Source organism: Tautonia rosea (assembly GCF_012958305.1).
Lineage (GTDB): Bacteria > Planctomycetota > Planctomycetia > Isosphaerales > Isosphaeraceae > Tautonia > Tautonia rosea.
This window is the reverse complement of the sequence record NZ_JABBYO010000004.1, coordinates 240,732-256,106: the sequence shown is the minus strand read 5'-3', so window position 1 is coordinate 256,106 and position 15,375 is coordinate 240,732. Positions and strand designations below refer to the sequence as shown.

Annotated in this window: 13 protein-coding genes; 6 read left to right on the top strand and 7 right to left on the bottom strand. The window is 61.2% G+C overall.

Going from position 1 to position 15,375, the window contains the following annotated elements; translation table 11 throughout:
• Positions 1-47: 47 nt before the first annotated feature.
• The 6 genes from HG800_RS08630 (at position 48) to HG800_RS08605 (ending at position 9,166) form a co-directional block, all read left to right on the top strand.
• Positions 48-248, top strand: coding sequence for a hypothetical protein (locus HG800_RS08630; RefSeq protein WP_169975834.1), 201 nt, complete (start codon positions 48-50; stop codon positions 246-248).
• A 181-nt stretch (positions 249-429) separates the two neighbouring features.
• Positions 430-1,587, top strand: a complete 1,158-nt coding sequence (locus tag HG800_RS08625; RefSeq protein WP_169975832.1) for a DUF1559 family PulG-like putative transporter — start codon at positions 430-432, stop codon at positions 1,585-1,587.
• Between the two features lie 146 nt (positions 1,588-1,733).
• Positions 1,734-2,780, top strand: coding sequence for a tetratricopeptide repeat protein (locus HG800_RS08620; RefSeq protein WP_169975830.1), 1,047 nt, complete (start codon positions 1,734-1,736; stop codon positions 2,778-2,780).
• A 149-nt stretch (positions 2,781-2,929) separates the two neighbouring features.
• Positions 2,930-4,669 (top strand): CRTAC1 family protein, encoded by a 1,740-nt coding sequence (locus HG800_RS08615; protein ID WP_169975828.1) that lies wholly within the window; start codon positions 2,930-2,932, stop codon positions 4,667-4,669.
• A complete protein-coding gene (locus HG800_RS08610) occupies positions 4,666-5,949 on the top strand; it encodes a tetratricopeptide repeat protein (protein WP_169975826.1) in 1,284 nt (427 codons plus the stop codon). Before HG800_RS08615 ends, HG800_RS08610 begins: the two co-directional genes overlap by 4 nt.
• Positions 5,950-6,097: 148 nt before the next feature.
• The gene (locus HG800_RS08605; RefSeq protein WP_169975823.1) at positions 6,098-9,166 is read left to right on the top strand and encodes a PQQ-dependent sugar dehydrogenase; all 3,069 of its coding nucleotides are present in this window, start codon (positions 6,098-6,100) and stop codon (positions 9,164-9,166) included.
• Between the two features lie 277 nt (positions 9,167-9,443).
• Here HG800_RS08605 and HG800_RS08600 read toward each other — a convergent pair whose 3' ends face one another.
• From HG800_RS08600 to HG800_RS08570, 7 genes are all read right to left on the bottom strand, one after another.
• The gene (locus HG800_RS08600; protein WP_169975821.1) at positions 9,444-9,746 is read right to left on the bottom strand and encodes a hypothetical protein; all 303 of its coding nucleotides are present in this window, start codon (positions 9,744-9,746) and stop codon (positions 9,444-9,446) included.
• Positions 9,747-10,138: 392 nt separating this feature from the next.
• Positions 10,139-10,831: an ABC transporter ATP-binding protein gene (locus tag HG800_RS08595; protein ID WP_169975819.1), complete on the bottom strand. Its 693-nt coding sequence runs from the start codon at positions 10,829-10,831 to the stop codon at positions 10,139-10,141.
• Positions 10,824-11,942 carry an ABC transporter permease gene (locus HG800_RS08590; protein WP_169975817.1) on the bottom strand — a complete coding sequence of 373 codons (1,119 nt, stop codon included), beginning with the start codon at positions 11,940-11,942 and terminating at the stop codon, positions 10,824-10,826. The genes HG800_RS08595 and HG800_RS08590 overlap by 8 nt, the downstream gene beginning before the upstream one ends.
• 45 nt (positions 11,943-11,987) lie before the next feature.
• A complete protein-coding gene (locus HG800_RS08585; protein ID WP_169975815.1) occupies positions 11,988-12,833 on the bottom strand; it encodes a class I SAM-dependent methyltransferase in 846 nt (281 codons plus the stop codon).
• A 44-nt stretch (positions 12,834-12,877) separates the two neighbouring features.
• The gene (locus HG800_RS08580) at positions 12,878-13,453 is read right to left on the bottom strand and encodes a class I SAM-dependent methyltransferase (RefSeq protein ID WP_235963527.1); all 576 of its coding nucleotides are present in this window, start codon (positions 13,451-13,453) and stop codon (positions 12,878-12,880) included.
• Between the two features lie 279 nt (positions 13,454-13,732).
• Positions 13,733-14,521, bottom strand: coding sequence for an SDR family NAD(P)-dependent oxidoreductase (locus HG800_RS08575; protein ID WP_169975811.1), 789 nt, complete (start codon positions 14,519-14,521; stop codon positions 13,733-13,735).
• A complete protein-coding gene (locus tag HG800_RS08570) occupies positions 14,518-15,372 on the bottom strand; it encodes an alpha/beta fold hydrolase (RefSeq protein WP_169975809.1) in 855 nt (284 codons plus the stop codon). Before HG800_RS08570 ends, HG800_RS08575 begins: the two co-directional genes overlap by 4 nt.
• Between the last annotated feature and the right edge of the window lie 3 nt (positions 15,373-15,375).

The window sequence follows — 15,375 nt, the reverse complement described above, 5'->3', positions numbered from 1 at the left end:
AAACACGTTACCAAACACGTGTTCATGTACCTGCGAGGAGGCTCGCGATGCGGCTCACTGTTGGATCGGGACGGTTCGTTCTCATCGGATTCGTCGGGGCGATGGTGTTGGCCTTCTCGGGTTGCCGAGGTGAGCCGAACGAGGAAGGCATTCGGGACACGGAGACGGTGGTGCCTCCCGATGCCCCGACCTCGATGGATGAGTATTACCAACAGCAAATGCAAGGCGCGACTCAGCCTCCATCGTAACCCGATGCGACAACGGGGAGACTTCGGCGAATGGGGCCATGCAATCCGACGGAGGATGAGCAGCCCCTCCCGGCATCGGGGTTGGTGTGTCGCCAACCGCCCTGGTTCGGTTGGGCCGGGTGACAGATGCAACGACAGAGCGTTACTTCGAAGAATCGATTCCCTATAAGAGGGCTTTTTTATGATTCGCCAACGCCAAGGGTTTACCTTGATTGAGTTGCTGGTGGTCATCGCCATCATTGGGGTCTTGATCGCGCTATTGCTGCCGGCCGTTCAGAGTGCCCGAGAGGCCGCTCGCCGGGCACAGTGTACGAACAATCTGAAGCAGCTTGGGCTGGCGATGGCCAATTACGAGTCGGCCAACAGCTCATTGCCTCCTACCATGATTTGCTATGCCCCGAGTCCGCTCGGGGGAGATAATGCGGGCCAGCAGTGGTCGGTCCACTCCCGGCTCCTGCCATTCCTGGAACTGGGAACGATTTACAACACGATCAACTGGAACTTTGGTGAGCGCTGGGGAGGTCCGGGAGGAAACCTCGTTCCGTCGTTCAACGGCTCCACCGCGGCGGGCACTTACTGGACAGTTGCCAATGCCTCGGCCGTGGCAAACCAGATCAACTCGTTCCTTTGTCCGTCAGACGAGGGCCAGGGCAATCTCACCGGGATGGCCTTCTTTCCGGGCGGACCGATTCAGTTGATCGGTGGGTTCAGCTATCCGTTCAACGTGGGGACAAACCCGTATCGGGCTCCCACGGGACCGGGACAATTGAACGGACCGGCCTACTTCCCCGGCTGGAACATTTCGACGGCGGATCCTCGATTCTCGAGCCGACCGGCGCTCAATGCCGAACGGGTCATTACGATCGCTTCGTTCCGAGACGGCACGAGCAACACCGCGATCTTTAGCGAGTGGATCAAGGGAGACGGCTTGCCACCGGCACAGTCGGCCGATGGTCTCCTCCAGACCTACACCTCGCCGACCGCAGCGACGGCCTACGCGGGCCAGGTGAACCAGGACGTTCAGCAGGGGATCGACTGCCAACAGGGCGGATTGACCAGGAACTGGACCTGGAAGGGTGACTGGTGGCCTTCGGGACAGTCGTGCACGTATTCTCATACGCAAACCCCGAATCGCCGGGCATGTTACTATCCCGGGGTTGGCCAGCCGGGAGCCGCCGCACTCAATGCGCTTGCGGCCAGCTCACAGCACCCCGGCGGCGTGAACGTCCTGTTCATGGACGGCACGGTTCGCTTCGTGAAGTCCACCGTCAATCCTGTGACCTGGGCCGCGCTCGGCACAGTCGCCGGGGGCGAGGTCATCAGCGCAGATCAGTTCTGATCTTCGCATTCGTGAGTTCTGAACGCACGCGCCCGGGGGGCATGCTTTCTTGCCCCCCGGGCGTCTGAACAATCCCAGACCGATGTTTCACGATTCGGTCAGAGTCTGTTCGACATCGCGTCTCGTGTTCGAGCCCAGCGAGTTGCATGATGCATAGGAGAGCCGCCATTGCGCTGGCCACGCTGATGGGTCTTGCCCTGGTGGTCGCAGCTTCGGCAGCGGTAATCCGGTCCAAGGCGCGGTCCGACCTCTTAAGTTCGGGGGAAGACGCTTATGCGTTGAACGCCTATCCGAAGGCACACCGAGCGGCCCTGGAGGTGCTCAAGCAACAGCCCAACGATCGCCAGGCGCTGTTACTGGCTGCTCGCAGTTTGAGCCGTATGTCCCGGATTGATCGAGCCGAACCCCTGTTCGAACGCGCGGGTCCACCGTTCGGGACAGAAGACCTCCACGCCCGAGCTGATGGTTTCCTCAACATAGGGCGGCGTGACGAGGCAGCGGAAATCTATCGCCAACTTCTTGATCAGGCACCCGAGGATGTGCTTGCGCTTCGGCGGTTGGCTGCCCTGGAAATCGCTCGGGACAATGTTCCTGAGGCAACTCGACTTGCGGATCGACTGATTGGGATTGCCGACGGCGCGGTCATCGGCCATACCCTGAAGGGCGTGATCGCCTATAACGGCGGGGTGTTCGAGGAATCGGCCGAGGAGTTTGAACAGGTCTTGACGCTCGACCCGAATCTGGTCGAGATGCCGCTCAATCCTCGACAAATGTTCTGGGGATACCTGGCCAACAGTCTCTTGAATCTGGGTCGCTCCTCCGACGCATCTCGTCATCTTCGTCGTGCCCTCAACGACCATCCGGAAGATGCGAGCTTCATGGATTTACTCGCTCGCTGCTATGAGCATGAAGGGAAACTTGACCAGGCGGTTCAGTGCTGGCAACTGGCCTCTTCCTGGGATCCCGGACTGCCGAGCCCCTGGCTGAATCTGGGCAACGCGGCGTTGCGAGACGGAGATCCGAACGAGGCGGTGCGGCTTCTGGGCAAGGCTGCGGAACTCGCTCCTGAGGCTCCGGAACCGTGCTACGGGCTGAGCCTTGCCTACCGACGGCTTGGTCAACGGGAGAAGGCCGAACACTATCAACGTCTGGCCAATCAACGCAAATCCGGAACAGCTCCGCAGTCCCCCTGAGCGCGGTGATGATGCAAATCATAGTCGGCGTTTCACGTCCCATCACGAGTCGATACTGGCCTCGATCGCCTTTTGGTTCGATCGTCTGCGGTCTGATTCTGCTCTGTCTTCCCGCGTGTCAACCTACCGGGCCGGATTCGGAGGGAGACGTGGGGGTCGGACGCCGGGATGCCTCGAAGGACGTTCGGTCTGAGGCTGCGGGCTCGGGAATGGGGTTTCTCGACCCGAATGCACCGAGACTTCCCGAGTTTCAACCGCCCCCGGAACAGGTGGGGACGATCCGGTTCCGCGAAGTCACGGCCGAGACAGGGATCGACTTTGTCCACCGGAGCGGTAATAGCGTCGAGAAGTACTTCCCGACGGCTAACGGCAGCGGGGTGGCGATGCTCGACTACGATGGTGATGGGAATCTCGACCTCTATTTTTGCTCGACCCGAGAACTTCCGATGGACGTCTCCTCGGATGCGGTCGGGAATCGCCTCTATCGGAATCTCGGCAACGGTCGATTTGAAGACGTGACCGAACCGGCCGGGGTTGGCGTACGAGGATTCTGTCATGGTGTTGTGGTGGGCGACTTCGATGGCGACGGAACGCCGGATCTGTACCTTGCGAACCTTGGCCCGAACATGCTTTTCCTGAACAACGGCGACGGCACCTTCCGTGACGTCAGCGCCGGCTCGGGGGCCGATCTCGACGGTTGGCACTCGGGTGCTGCAGTGCTCGACTACGACGGAGACGGACACCTTGATCTTTATGTGACACGATATGGCCGCTGGTCCGAAGACGACGCCAAACGTTTCTGTGGTGACGAGGCGAAGGGGGTCCGCACATATTGCTCTCCCCTCTCGATTACACCGGATCGCCATGATTTGCTCCGCAATCGCGGCGACGGCACGTTTGAAGACATGACGGAATCAAGCGGCATTCTCCGGCTTGACGGACGTGGGCTTGGGGTTGTCGCCGCGGACCTGAACGGCGATACGTTGCCCGATCTTTATGTTGCCAACGACCTCTGCCCGAACTTTCTCTTCCTGAACCGGGGTGATGGAACCTTCGAGGACGTGACCGAACTCTCCGGGGCGTCACGATCCGAATCCGGCTTTGATCAGGCCGGGATGGGGGTCGATGCCGAGGACATCACCGGAGACGGCCTGCCGGAGCTGGTTGTCACCAACTTTCGAGGCGATTACAACACCCTGTACCGGAACCTCGGTGACGGTTTGTTTCACGACGTGAGCGCCTGGGCCGGCATTGTGAACGATTCCATGCCCGAGGTCGGCTGGGCCTGTGCCCTGGCCGACCTGGACAACGACGGCTGCCCCGATCTGATCGTTTTCAACGGACATGTGGATGATAACTTGCCCGCCCTCGGACAGGAGGTATCGTACGCCGAACCCTCGAAGGTCTGGCGAAATCTGGGCACCGGCCGCTTCCAGCGGGTCAACGGTCCTGGCCCGTTCTTCGGGGCGTTACACGTTCTCCGGGGGGCCGCCTTCGGCGACCTGGACAACGACGGCGATCTGGACATCGTCGTCAATCGCATGGACGGTCCCCCATCGGTCCTCCTGAACGAATCGGACCCCGGCCACTGGGTCCGGTTGGAGTTGATCGGCGCGGGGAACCGGCCGATCGTCGGGGCCTCGGTCGAGGTTCACCTGAGCGATCGGGTTATCCGACGCCTCGTCAAGGGGGGTGGCAGCTATCTCTCTTCCAATGATCCGCGCATTTTGATTGGTCTTGGTGAAGCCGATCGCATTGACCGCCTGGTCATTCAGTGGCCTGGTGGTGGTCAATCCGAGCTGTCGGAACCGGCAATCGATCAGCATCACCGCGTGTTCGAAACCCTCGACGATCGAGATCGGGTGATGCCCCGGGAGCGTGCCGAATGAGTGCTCGACTCGGGTTCGGTTCCGTTGCGATCGCCCTGTGCTGGGTGGCCTTGCTTGCAGGAATCGGCCTGGCCGGCTGGGTGATGCTCCGACCCTCTCCAACGTTTGAAGACGCGGCGGCGCTTGCGGCGGCTGGACGCTTCGACGAGGCGGAGGAACGCATCAACGCTTCAATCAAGGCAAGAGGTTCCGATCCCCGGGCCCATTTGCTCGCGGCTCAATTGCTCCTCGATCGTCCTGTTCCAGAAGGAAAGGAAGGGGCGGAACTCCGGCTTGATCGGGCGAATCGGGCGGCGGACCATCTGCGTCAGGTTCAATTCGAAGAGCCGGCACTGGCAGCAATCGCTGCCTTGTACCGAGGCAAAGCCAGCTATTACCGCCAGCGGACGGGCGAGGCTGAGGCAGCCTGGCTCGACGCGATTCGGCTTGATCCGACCGTTCCCGAGGCAGGCTGGTCACTGCTCGATCTCTATTATCTGCAGGGCCGAGAGGCTGACGGCCAACGTCTCGCCTTGCAACTGCACGAGGTTGAGCCCGACCCTCATGATCGTGTTCAGCTCTTGCTGGAGCTGGTCCGCCAAGACGTGATGCCGCTCGCGCCAGGTGCGGTCGTCGAGCGGTTCGAGCCGGTCGTGGAACAGGCCCCGGACGACCTTCACGCAGTCATCGCTCTGGGCCTCGCCCTGGTCCGAGACAGCCGGGCGCAGGAAGGACTCGCCCTGCTCCGGGCCGAGGTGCAACGCCGACCCGAAGATGTCGATGCCTGGGATGCCCTGCTGACAGGACTCGACGATGCGGGGGAGCTGGATCTGATGGCAGAGACGATTGCCTTGCTGCCGTCCGTTCTGGCCGAATCGCCTCGATTCGCAAGGCACCGGGGGCGGGTGGCTCAGGAACGCGGAGACTGGAACGGCGCGGCGTTGTTCTACCGACACGCGGTTGAGGAGGCACCCGAAGATCTCCGCCTGATTTACCGCCTGAGCCGGGCCCTACGCCTCTCGGGAGATCACGCCGAGGCTGATCAACTCGCGGCAATGCTGGAATCGGCCGAGCAGTCGAAGAGCGAGGTTCCGTCACTCTACGACGAGGCCAATCGCCTTGCGAATCTTGGTGATCCGCAACACGCTGAACTGTTTCGTCGGATTGCCCACCAACGCGAGCGATCGGGAAGGCTTCGGGAAGCGCTAGCCTGGTACCGCCTCGTGATCGAAGCCAGACCGGAGGATTCCGAAAGCCGTTCCGCAGCGGCTCGACTCGCGTCGAGTGGCGGCGTACGATGAGGTTTCGTGTTCATCGTTACGTGAGCTATTGCTTCGAACCACTCACCTTTGGTCCCCAATCTGACACATCGCACCTGTCCGAGCCTGGACGGGATCATCAATTCCGCCCCCCTATTCGCATCGATGCGGACGAGTGAGACCAATCGCCATGAGACGAGGGATCTGGCCCATCGGAATCGCCATCGGACCTTTCTTCGCTGCAATAGCGTTGCTGGGTGCCGAGGGTAGGAACCTCGATGAACCGTCCGCCTCAACGATCACGGCCGAAGCTCACGCTCCCCCTCAGACCGTTTCCAACGACTCCGACGCCCAGGAGCGGTTTCCCTGGACGACGTCCCGGATGGTCGGCTCTCCCGAACCGCCTCGGCCGTACTCGGTGGAGGTGGCGTTCCCGCACCTGACCTTCGACCGACCGGTCGAGCTGGTTTCCGTGCCGGGGACCAATCGCCTGGCCATCGCCGAGCTGGGGGGCAAGATCCTGACCTTTCCGGACGACCCATTGCAAGCAGTCACAACGGATGTGATGTTCGACGTCAGACCTCGACATCCTAGGTTTACGAATCTTTATGGTCTGGCCTTCCACCCGGAGTTTGCACAGAACGGCCGCCTGTTCGTCTGCTATACGATCGGCCACGACGAGGAGGACGGCACCCGCGTCTCCGAGTTCCGGGTCAACTCGAACGATCCCCTTCGGGTCGATCCGGACAGCGAACGCATTCTGATCACCTGGTACTCGGGAGGTCACAACGGCGGCTCGTTGAAGTTCAGCCCGATCGACGGCTATCTGTACATCTCCAGCGGAGACGGGGCGGCGCCGAGTCCTCCCGACCCGTTCCTGGCTGGGCAGGACATGACGACCTTGATGTCGAAGGTCTTGCGCATTGACGTGGACGCTCAGGACGCCGGGCTCGCCTATCGGGTGCCTCCGGACAACCCGTTCGTGGACCTGCCCGGCGCCCGTCCGGAGATCTGGGCTTATGGCTTCCGCAATCCCTGGCGCATGAGCTTCGACCGCGAAGGGGGCGACCTCTGGCTCGGCGACGTGGGATGGGAACTCTGGGAGCTGGTTCACCGCATCGAGCGAGGTGGCAACTACGGCTGGAGCATCATGGAAGGCCGTCAGCCGGTCATGCCCGACGCTCCGAGAGGCCCGACGCCGATCTCTCCCCCGATTGTCGATCACCCGCACTCCGAGGCTGCCTCGGTAACGGGCGGGTTCGTCTACCGAGGCGATCGCCTGGCCGAGCTTCGGGGGGCCTACATCTACGGCGACTTCCAGACCGGCACGCTATGGGGTCTTCGCTTCGATGGTGAGGCCGTGACCTGGCACGAGGTCTTGGCCGAGACACCGTTGCGGCTGGTTGCCTTCGGTGAAGACCGATCGGGCGAGCTTTACCTGCTCGATTACGAACAGACGAACCGCATTTATCGACTCGTTCCGAACCCAGACGCCGCAGAGCCGAACGTGCAATTTCCCCGACGACTGAGCGAAACCGGTCTGTTCGCCTCGGTCGCCGATCTGGAACCGGCCCCCGGCGTACTGCGCTATCAGATCAACGCCCCGGTCTGGAGCGATGGCACCGACGCCGACCGACTCATGGCCGTGCCGAACCTCGACCGAATTACCTGGACCCGAGACGGCCTCTGGACCTACCCCGACGGCTCGGTCTTTGCCCGAACGGTCCTGCTCGACGTGGATGCCACCTCCGAAGGTTCCTCCGATTCCGCTCCGAGGCGGCTGGAAACGCAGGTGTTGCACCTCGAAGACGAGCGTTGGCGAGCATACTCATACCGTTGGAATGAGGAACAGACCGACGCCACTCTCGTCGGCCCCGAGGGGGAATCGGTGACGATCACGCTCGACGATTCCCGGACGATCACCCACCGAATCGCCCCTCGCTCGGAATGCTTGCTCTGCCACAATCCGTGGGCCGGAGAGGGGTTGCTGTTCGGCCGACAGTCGGCCACCCCACTGACGGCCAACACGCTGCAACTCAACACAACCACGGCCGGAGAGGGGCAGACGGTCGAACAGATTCGCATGTTCGAGCACCTTGGGCTGTTTCAGGAGCCGCTGCCCGAGGGTCCTGAGGCACTCCCGAGGCTGGCCAATCCATACAACGAGGCCCTTGACCTCGACACTCGGGCCCGCTCGTACCTTCAGGTCAATTGCGCCCATTGCCACCGGTTCGGGGCAGGGGGATCCGCTAATTTGAACCTTACTTTTGATCGATCGCTGGCGGAGACAGGGATGCTTGGCGTCGAACCGGTCCAGGGGAGCTTCGGCATCGACGATGCCCGGATCGTCGCACCGGGCGACCCGTTCGGCTCCCTCGTGCTCTTCCGCATGGCCAAGCTGGGGGCAGGTCGAATGCCCCGCGTCGGCTCGTCGGAAGTGGATGTCCGGGCGCTCGACCTCATGCACCGCTGGATCGCCGGCCTGACCGATGAGGGAGAGTCAGAAGCGCCGGCCGATCCGTTCCGCAGCCTTTCGGCCGAGGTTTCCGAAGGCCTGGACGTCCTTTGCCGGGCCGAAGGGACCGACCCCGTCACCCGAGCCGCCGCATTTGCACAGGCGAGCGCCAGCGTTCGAGGTGCCCTGGCCCTGCTTCGACGGATCGACGAGGGAGCCATCGCTCCTCCGGTCGTCGAAGAACTGGTGGCGATGGCCCGCACGGCCCCCTCGGTCGAAGTCCGCGACCTGTTCGAGCGGTTCGTTCCCGCCTCGGATCGCCTGGAGCGGCTTGGCGAATCGTTCGATGGAATCGCCCTGCTCTCGCTGACAGGAGACACCGATCGTGGCCGTCGACTCTTTCTTGAAGGGAACGAGGCCCAGTGCCGGACCTGCCACCGGATCAATGGGGAAGGCACGATGGTCGGCCCCGATCTCGACGGCATCGGCGCGAAGTACTCGCGCCAGGAGTTAATGCACCATATCGTGCAGCCGTCGGCGACGGTCGAACCGCCCTACGTCAGCTATCTTCTGGCCACCACAGACGGGCAAATTCTCACAGGAATGCTCGTGGAGCAAACCGCACAGGGTGTCGCCTTGAAGGATGCAAAGGGCCAAACGCTCAGGGTCTCTGCCGATGAGGTGGAGGAGCTCAAGACCATCCCTCAGTCCCTGATGCCCGAAGGACTCCTGGCCCCACTCACGCCTCAGCAAGCCGCCGACCTGCTGGCCTTCCTTTCGGAACAAACCCAGGCCACTCCGTAAGTTCGGGCGAGGACAAGATTCCTGACTGGCAAACCCCCGCAGACAGAAGATTGCCACCCGAGGAACCGATCTCGGTTCCTCGGCGCAGATCGAGACCCCCAGGCCGGTGCGACCTATTGAAGAAAACGTTCGACTCAGAAGAAGACCCGAGAGGAGGGAGTCGGAGGAGGGCAGGCAAAAAGGAGGAGCAAGGCAGGATCGGCACGTCACGGCAATGCAAGGCAAGTCGCGAAAGGGATCGGAGTCGAGCCGACCAGATCGGCAACGACTCCGGGCGTCACGCGACGCCAACTTCGTGACAGTGCGAAGGATCGGTCGAGGGATAGAGAATGTCCGGATCGCACTCGTCGAGCAATCCGCCCACCCGAACCTCCAGTTGGTCGAACCAGTCGAGCAACTGACCATTGGCGTCCTGCTCGAACACCCGACGCACCTCACCGATCTGGTCGAGCAAGGCGAGAACTTCGAGCCTGTCTTGCGGCGATTCGACTCTCAACACCCGATAAGCTTGGGAAGCAAGGTCCCGTAACGCGGCTGCGGGACCATCAGCCACATGGTTGTTCGAAGATTGATTTGGCATGGAAACAGTCCTTCACACGATTCAGCCTTGCCGACACCACCCGACAGGGGCAAGCCGCTTGGCTCGAAGCAAGAGACACTCCGACAGGCCGTCAGGTTCTCCGACTCTTTTCGAAACGGCCGAGGTTGACCAACCTTAGTGTATACGCTCGGCACGACCGAATCTTTTGGTGCTTTTTACGTCTGCACGAAGAAAATGTTCGGTCGCAACACCAAAACGTCCCTCATCGAACGGATTTCAATGCCGAACAATCCCGGCTCATCTTGGTTCCTGAGGGGGTCTGTTGATCACTCGCAATCAGACAGACGACAGCGACACCTTCCCGAGGAGGAATTCGAAGGAGTTCTCCCCCTGATCCCGGGCGAACCTCACGAGCGAACCCATCGATATGGTCAAGAGGAAACAATCTGCCCGTCCTTCATGCGAATTTCACGATCGGCTGCAGCAGCGACCTCGGGACTATGGGTCACAATCAGCAAGGTGATCGACCGCTCGGCCCGGAGCTTGGCGAGCAGGTCAAGGATCTCCTGCTGGGACCGTGAGTCAAGGTTCCCCGTCGGCTCGTCGGCCAGCAGCAGAGACGGTTCGTTGGCGAGGGCCCGGGCGATCGCCACCCGCTGTCGTTCGCCGATGGAAAGCTTGGGGGGCAAATGACCGACACGATGCGGCAGGCCAACCTCCTCAAGCAGCCTGCGCGCCACGCTGGGACGCTCGGCTCGGGGACGGCCACCGGGAAACATCGGGATCTGGACATTCTCCAGGGCCGTTAAGGTCGAGATCAGGTGAAACGCCTGAAACACAAAGCCAACCTCGCACGCTCGATAATTGTCAAGGTCGAGCCCCGAGAGGGGAGTTCCCTTGTAAGAGACCGTGCCCGACGTCGGGCGATCGAGTCCACCAAGCAGGTGCAGCAAGGTGCTCTTGCCGCATCCTGACGGACCGGTGATCGCCACGAACTCCCCCGCTCCCACCGAGACCGAAACGCCCCGAAGCGCCTTCACGTCGCCGTCGGGATAGGTTTTGACCAGCGAGTCACCCCGGAGCAGGGGGTGGTCGACCTGGTCGTTCCGATCGTGCTCAGTCATGGCGAAGCGCCTCGGTCGGTTCCAGCCGAGAAGCCCGGACAGCCGGATAGAGGCCGCCAAGCAAGGTTAATCCGATCCCGAGCGCCACGCCGATGCCCAGAATCATCGGTGAGAGGTTCGGTTCGATGAAGCCCCGTGAGGTGGGAGAAAGCACCAGTGCCCTCGCTCCCGCAATGGCGAGCACGGTTCCCCCCATCACCCCCAGCAAGCCCAACCCCGCGGCTTCTCCCATCAACAGCAGGATGATCCGGCTACGTCTCCAGCCGAGGGCGCGCAACAGCCCGATCTCACCCGTGCGTTCGGTCACGGCCATGGCCATCGTGTTCAATAAGCCGATTGACCCGAGCACCAAGGCGATCATCGTTGTGGCGGTGGCCATGGCTCGGGCAAGCCGAAGTTGAAGGTTTCCTTGAACGTAGTCACGTGACGGGACCACCGCCACACCGGACACCTGACGCTCAACCTCCCGACCCAGGGCACGCGGGTCGGTCTGCGGATCGGCCACGATGACAAACCCGGTGACCTGGCCCTCGCGCCCCATCATGCGTTGAAGCTCGGGCAAGGGCATGACCAGACCTCCTGACTCGAACAAACTGTCACTTTCATAAATGCCGAGCACCTGAAATGGTTCACCGGCGATGTCAACGGAGTCTCCCACGGATTTGTCCAGGTTCAAGGCCAGGACCCGACCAAGCAGCACCTGTCGCCCATCCGACGGGTCGAGCGGCCGCCCTTCGAGAATTCTCAGGCCTTCAATCAACAAGCCGCCGGGCTCCCAGCCGTTCGCCAACACACTGACAAGGTTCGCCTCCTCGAACGAGACGGCATCCATGAGTGAGGGAGCTACGGAAGCGACCCCCGGGATTGCTCGAATCACTTGCTCGAGATTCTGATCCAGGTTGCTGGAAAGTTGATCGCTGATCCCGGCCCGGACCACAATCAAATCGATCCCCCGAGCGCGATAAATCGCCAGGAACGATTGCTCGAAGCCCCACGAGATTCCCGTGAGCAACATGACCGCCGAGACCGCGACGGCCAGTCCGAGGACCGTCAAGACCGTCCGGGCCGGTCGGCCTCGCAAGTTACGGACGATCAACCGCATGTATCCCATTGACGATCCCTCATGCCAAGATGCCTGGGACGGTTGTGCTCCGGATCATTCGGGCACGCGACCCACGAAGACATAACCGACCCCTCGCCAGATGCGTTCGAAATGGCAATCACTGAGGACACGTCGGGCGATCGCCTCGACGTCGAGCTTCCGATGCCGCTCGACCATTTCGGCAAATTCCTCCCCGAGGTTCATGAACCGTGAGACGAGCCATCGCTCGATACCTGCCAGGCCGATCTTGCGAAACGGAAGATAATCCGTCAGGTCCGGAACCTCGTCGGAGACGACGATGGTTCCTCCCGGCTTCACCGCCCGGACCATTTCGCGAAGGGCCTGTTCGGGATCATTGAAGTAGTTAAATGCTCCGATACTCAGCGCGGCATCGAACTGGTTGTCACGAACTGGCAAATCCTCCGCTTCACCCAGCACAAGGGTGACATCTCTCCCCTTTGCAGTCGTGTCTCGGCAAGAGTCGAGCTGGACCTCGGAGATATCAACCCCAACCACCGACCAGCTTTCAGGAAGCCAGGGAAGATAGACACCATCTCCAATCGCAATATCCAAGAGCTTGAGATGTTCACCCTGGGGTAAGTGCCGCAACACACGAGAGCGGGCACGCCGCTCTCCTCCGAGATTGACGAACGTGAACCATTCCCAGAAACGGAATTTCGGCCAGAGTGGACTGTTGTAGAACGACTGAGCGACCTCGTTGTTGGCGGTCACCGTTTCCCGAACGATCACGATCCCTTCGCGCACAGGGTACTGATGCCTACATGCCGAGCAGCGGATCGGTCCACCATCACCTGGATCGGTGGCATCGGCCCCACAGGAAACGCAACGCCACACATGCGCATGCCACTCGGTTTTCGGACGGGAGGCCACGGTTGACATGAATCTGTTTCCTCGTGTTCATTCCGATCGGATCGTTCCGATCGTTACCCTCGGTGCACAAAGCAATACCCCAGGCCACCCCAGATGCGATGCCGCTCGATTCCCGGCAGTGCAGCCTCCACAATCGCATCGAGATCCTGAGGGAGCGTGAACACCATTTCAATAAACGAATCATCAAGCCCGAGCCACCGAAGCCACGCCGCGTCGATCCGAGGAACCCCAATCAGGTGCCCGATTCCCATACGGCAGAGCCAGGGAACCTCGTCGGCCACCACGACGGGTCCACCCGGCTTCGTCACACGGCGCATTTCCTGGATCGCAGCCGCATGGTCGCTGAACATCGTGAAGCCACCCACGCAGAGGGTCGCATCAACACTCGCATCGACGATCGGCAAGTCCTCAGCCTCGGCCCGAACCAGCCGACCTGACATACCTGGAAATCGCCGAAGGCAATCGTCCAGTCTCGATCTCGTGTGATCAATGCCCAGGACTTCCCAGGAGTCCGGCAACAGCTCCAGGTTGTCCCCATCGCCGATTCCGATCTCTAGCAATCGAATCGATTGATTACGAGGCAAGTGCTTCAAGATCGGTTGGCGAGCGTTTCGGTTCCCACCTTGCATGGCCAGGAATGTCCGTTCCCACGGTCGAAATCGTGTCCAGCCACGTCCCCCATAAAACGCTTCCGTAATCGCGTTTCGGCCCGCGAGCGGGCCAATCGCTTCAATGATCCCTCCCCGTTCCGGTAAGGATCGTTTGCACGAGAGACACGTCTCACGCCCCATGAGTGGCGTCCGGCATTCAAGACAGCGAAGGACTCCGTTCAGGATCGACGTCGAGTCGGGAGGTGCCGGAGTTGCCTGTGACATCAACCTAAGCTCGCTTCGGAACCTGATGATCATTCAGAACTCGACCGTTAACGCATTGGGCCCAGCACGATCCATCATCCAGTCGTACACTCGACCGGGCATTCGTCGAAGAAATTCCATTCCCAATGCCGTTCCCAGGGGAAACACGAAATCGCGAGGCTTCCGTTCGATTGCCCGTACGAGATACGCGGCTGCCTGCTCGGGTTCCATCATGCGGATCGGTCGGCGGAAGGGTGTCCCCTCGGTCATCGCTGTGCGGACGAAGCCTGGATAGACCGTGGTGATCGTCACGCCTCGTCGTTTCAAGGCGGGCCGGAGTCCCTCAAGATAAGTCGTCAGGGCCGCCTTCGAGGCTGAGTATGACGCCATCCAGGGCATCCCGCGATACCCAGCGACGCTGGAAATACCGACCAGGTGTCCGTGCGATCGCTCGATCATTCCAGGAAGAACGGCATCGATTGCGTACGCCACCCCCACCACGTTGACCTGCAACATGGACTGCAACGCCTCAGGCTGGAGGTCGGGCAACAAGGTCAGTCCCCCGACCCCTGCGCAGGCAACCAGCACGTCGGGGGGTCCGATTTCGGCTTCGAGTTCTGCCGTGGCGCACCGGACCGTTCCAAGATCCGTAACATCGGCACATCGGACGGCGTGAACTCGTTCTGAGAAACGGAGTTGCTCGGCGAGTATGTTGAGTCCCTCCGCGTCTCGATCCATCAATCCCAGACGATGGCCCCTCTCAGCAAGCGCGAGCGCGGTTGCTCGCCCGATCCCCCGACTCGCACCCGTGAGATAGATCGTTTCGGGCGGACGACGGCTCATCGGATGTCTCCCGCAGCACGTGTCGAATCGACCGAGTCGAGAAAACGTGTCAACGCCTCCAGAAACGCTTCGGGGTTCTCCTCAGGTGCCCGATGTTGGGCACCGGGGACCAGGGCCCGTCGGCAGTTGGGCAAATGATCCACGAGATACTCTGCCGTTGCCAGAAACGGGGACGCTTCTCCGTAAAGCGCCAACACTGGGATATGGATCGAGTCAATTCGATCGACAGTCAATCCCGCTTCCACCTTGGTATCTTCACCACAGGTCGTCTGACAGAGGCGAAGCAGGCGTTCTGTTCCAGGCAAGCCGACCGCTCTACGGAATTTGAGCATGTCTTCATGGTTTAAGTGCAAGACCTGATCGAAGAATTGACCAAGGTCGTACCAGTGCTCATCAGAAAGGACCACTCCGGCATCTTCCGCTTCGCGTCGGAAGTTTTGCCAGTGTCCCCAGCGGCTCACATCTTCGAGGTGACGCAAAGCCGGAAAATACGGATCGGACAGAACGACAGCCTCAACCCGATCCGGAGCCAACACGGCCGTATGGGCTGCGATCACCGCTCCGAAGCTATGTCCGACAAGGCGGGCTCGTTCGGCCCCAATCTCATCCATGAGCGCGATGACATCTGACGCATGATCTGCGGACGTATATCCCGACGGTGGGACTTCGCTGTAGCCATGCCCTCTCAGGTCGAAGGCAGTGACGCGATAATCCCTGGGTAGAGCCTGCATGGCCCGGCAGAGGAACCAGATCGACAGATCCCCGGTGACGCCGTGAATCAGGATCACATCAGGCCCATTGCCGGCTTGTTGAATGTGAAGCCTGAGTCCATTGACCGTCAGGTGTGGCATCGC

Coding starts and splice junctions, on each gene's coding strand:
- HG800_RS08610 (WP_169975826.1), top strand. CDS start 4,666: ATGAGTGCTCGACTCGGGTTCGGTTCCGTTGCGATCGCCCTGTGCTGG.
- HG800_RS08570 (WP_169975809.1), bottom strand. CDS start 15,372: ATGCCACACCTGACGGTCAATGGACTCAGGCTTCACATTCAACAAGCC.
- HG800_RS08590 (WP_169975817.1), bottom strand. CDS start 11,942: ATGGGATACATGCGGTTGATCGTCCGTAACTTGCGAGGCCGACCGGCC.
- HG800_RS08605 (WP_169975823.1), top strand. CDS start 6,098: ATGAGACGAGGGATCTGGCCCATCGGAATCGCCATCGGACCTTTCTTC.
- HG800_RS08580 (WP_235963527.1), bottom strand. CDS start 13,453: ATGCAAGGTGGGAACCGAAACGCTCGCCAACCGATCTTGAAGCACTTG.
- HG800_RS08600 (WP_169975821.1), bottom strand. CDS start 9,746: ATGCCAAATCAATCTTCGAACAACCATGTGGCTGATGGTCCCGCAGCC.
- HG800_RS08620 (WP_169975830.1), top strand. CDS start 1,734: ATGATGCATAGGAGAGCCGCCATTGCGCTGGCCACGCTGATGGGTCTT.
- HG800_RS08585 (WP_169975815.1), bottom strand. CDS start 12,833: ATGTCAACCGTGGCCTCCCGTCCGAAAACCGAGTGGCATGCGCATGTG.
- HG800_RS08575 (WP_169975811.1), bottom strand. CDS start 14,521: ATGAGCCGTCGTCCGCCCGAAACGATCTATCTCACGGGTGCGAGTCGG.
- HG800_RS08630 (WP_169975834.1), top strand. CDS start 48: ATGCGGCTCACTGTTGGATCGGGACGGTTCGTTCTCATCGGATTCGTC.
- HG800_RS08595 (WP_169975819.1), bottom strand. CDS start 10,831: ATGACTGAGCACGATCGGAACGACCAGGTCGACCACCCCCTGCTCCGG.
- HG800_RS08625 (WP_169975832.1), top strand. CDS start 430: ATGATTCGCCAACGCCAAGGGTTTACCTTGATTGAGTTGCTGGTGGTC.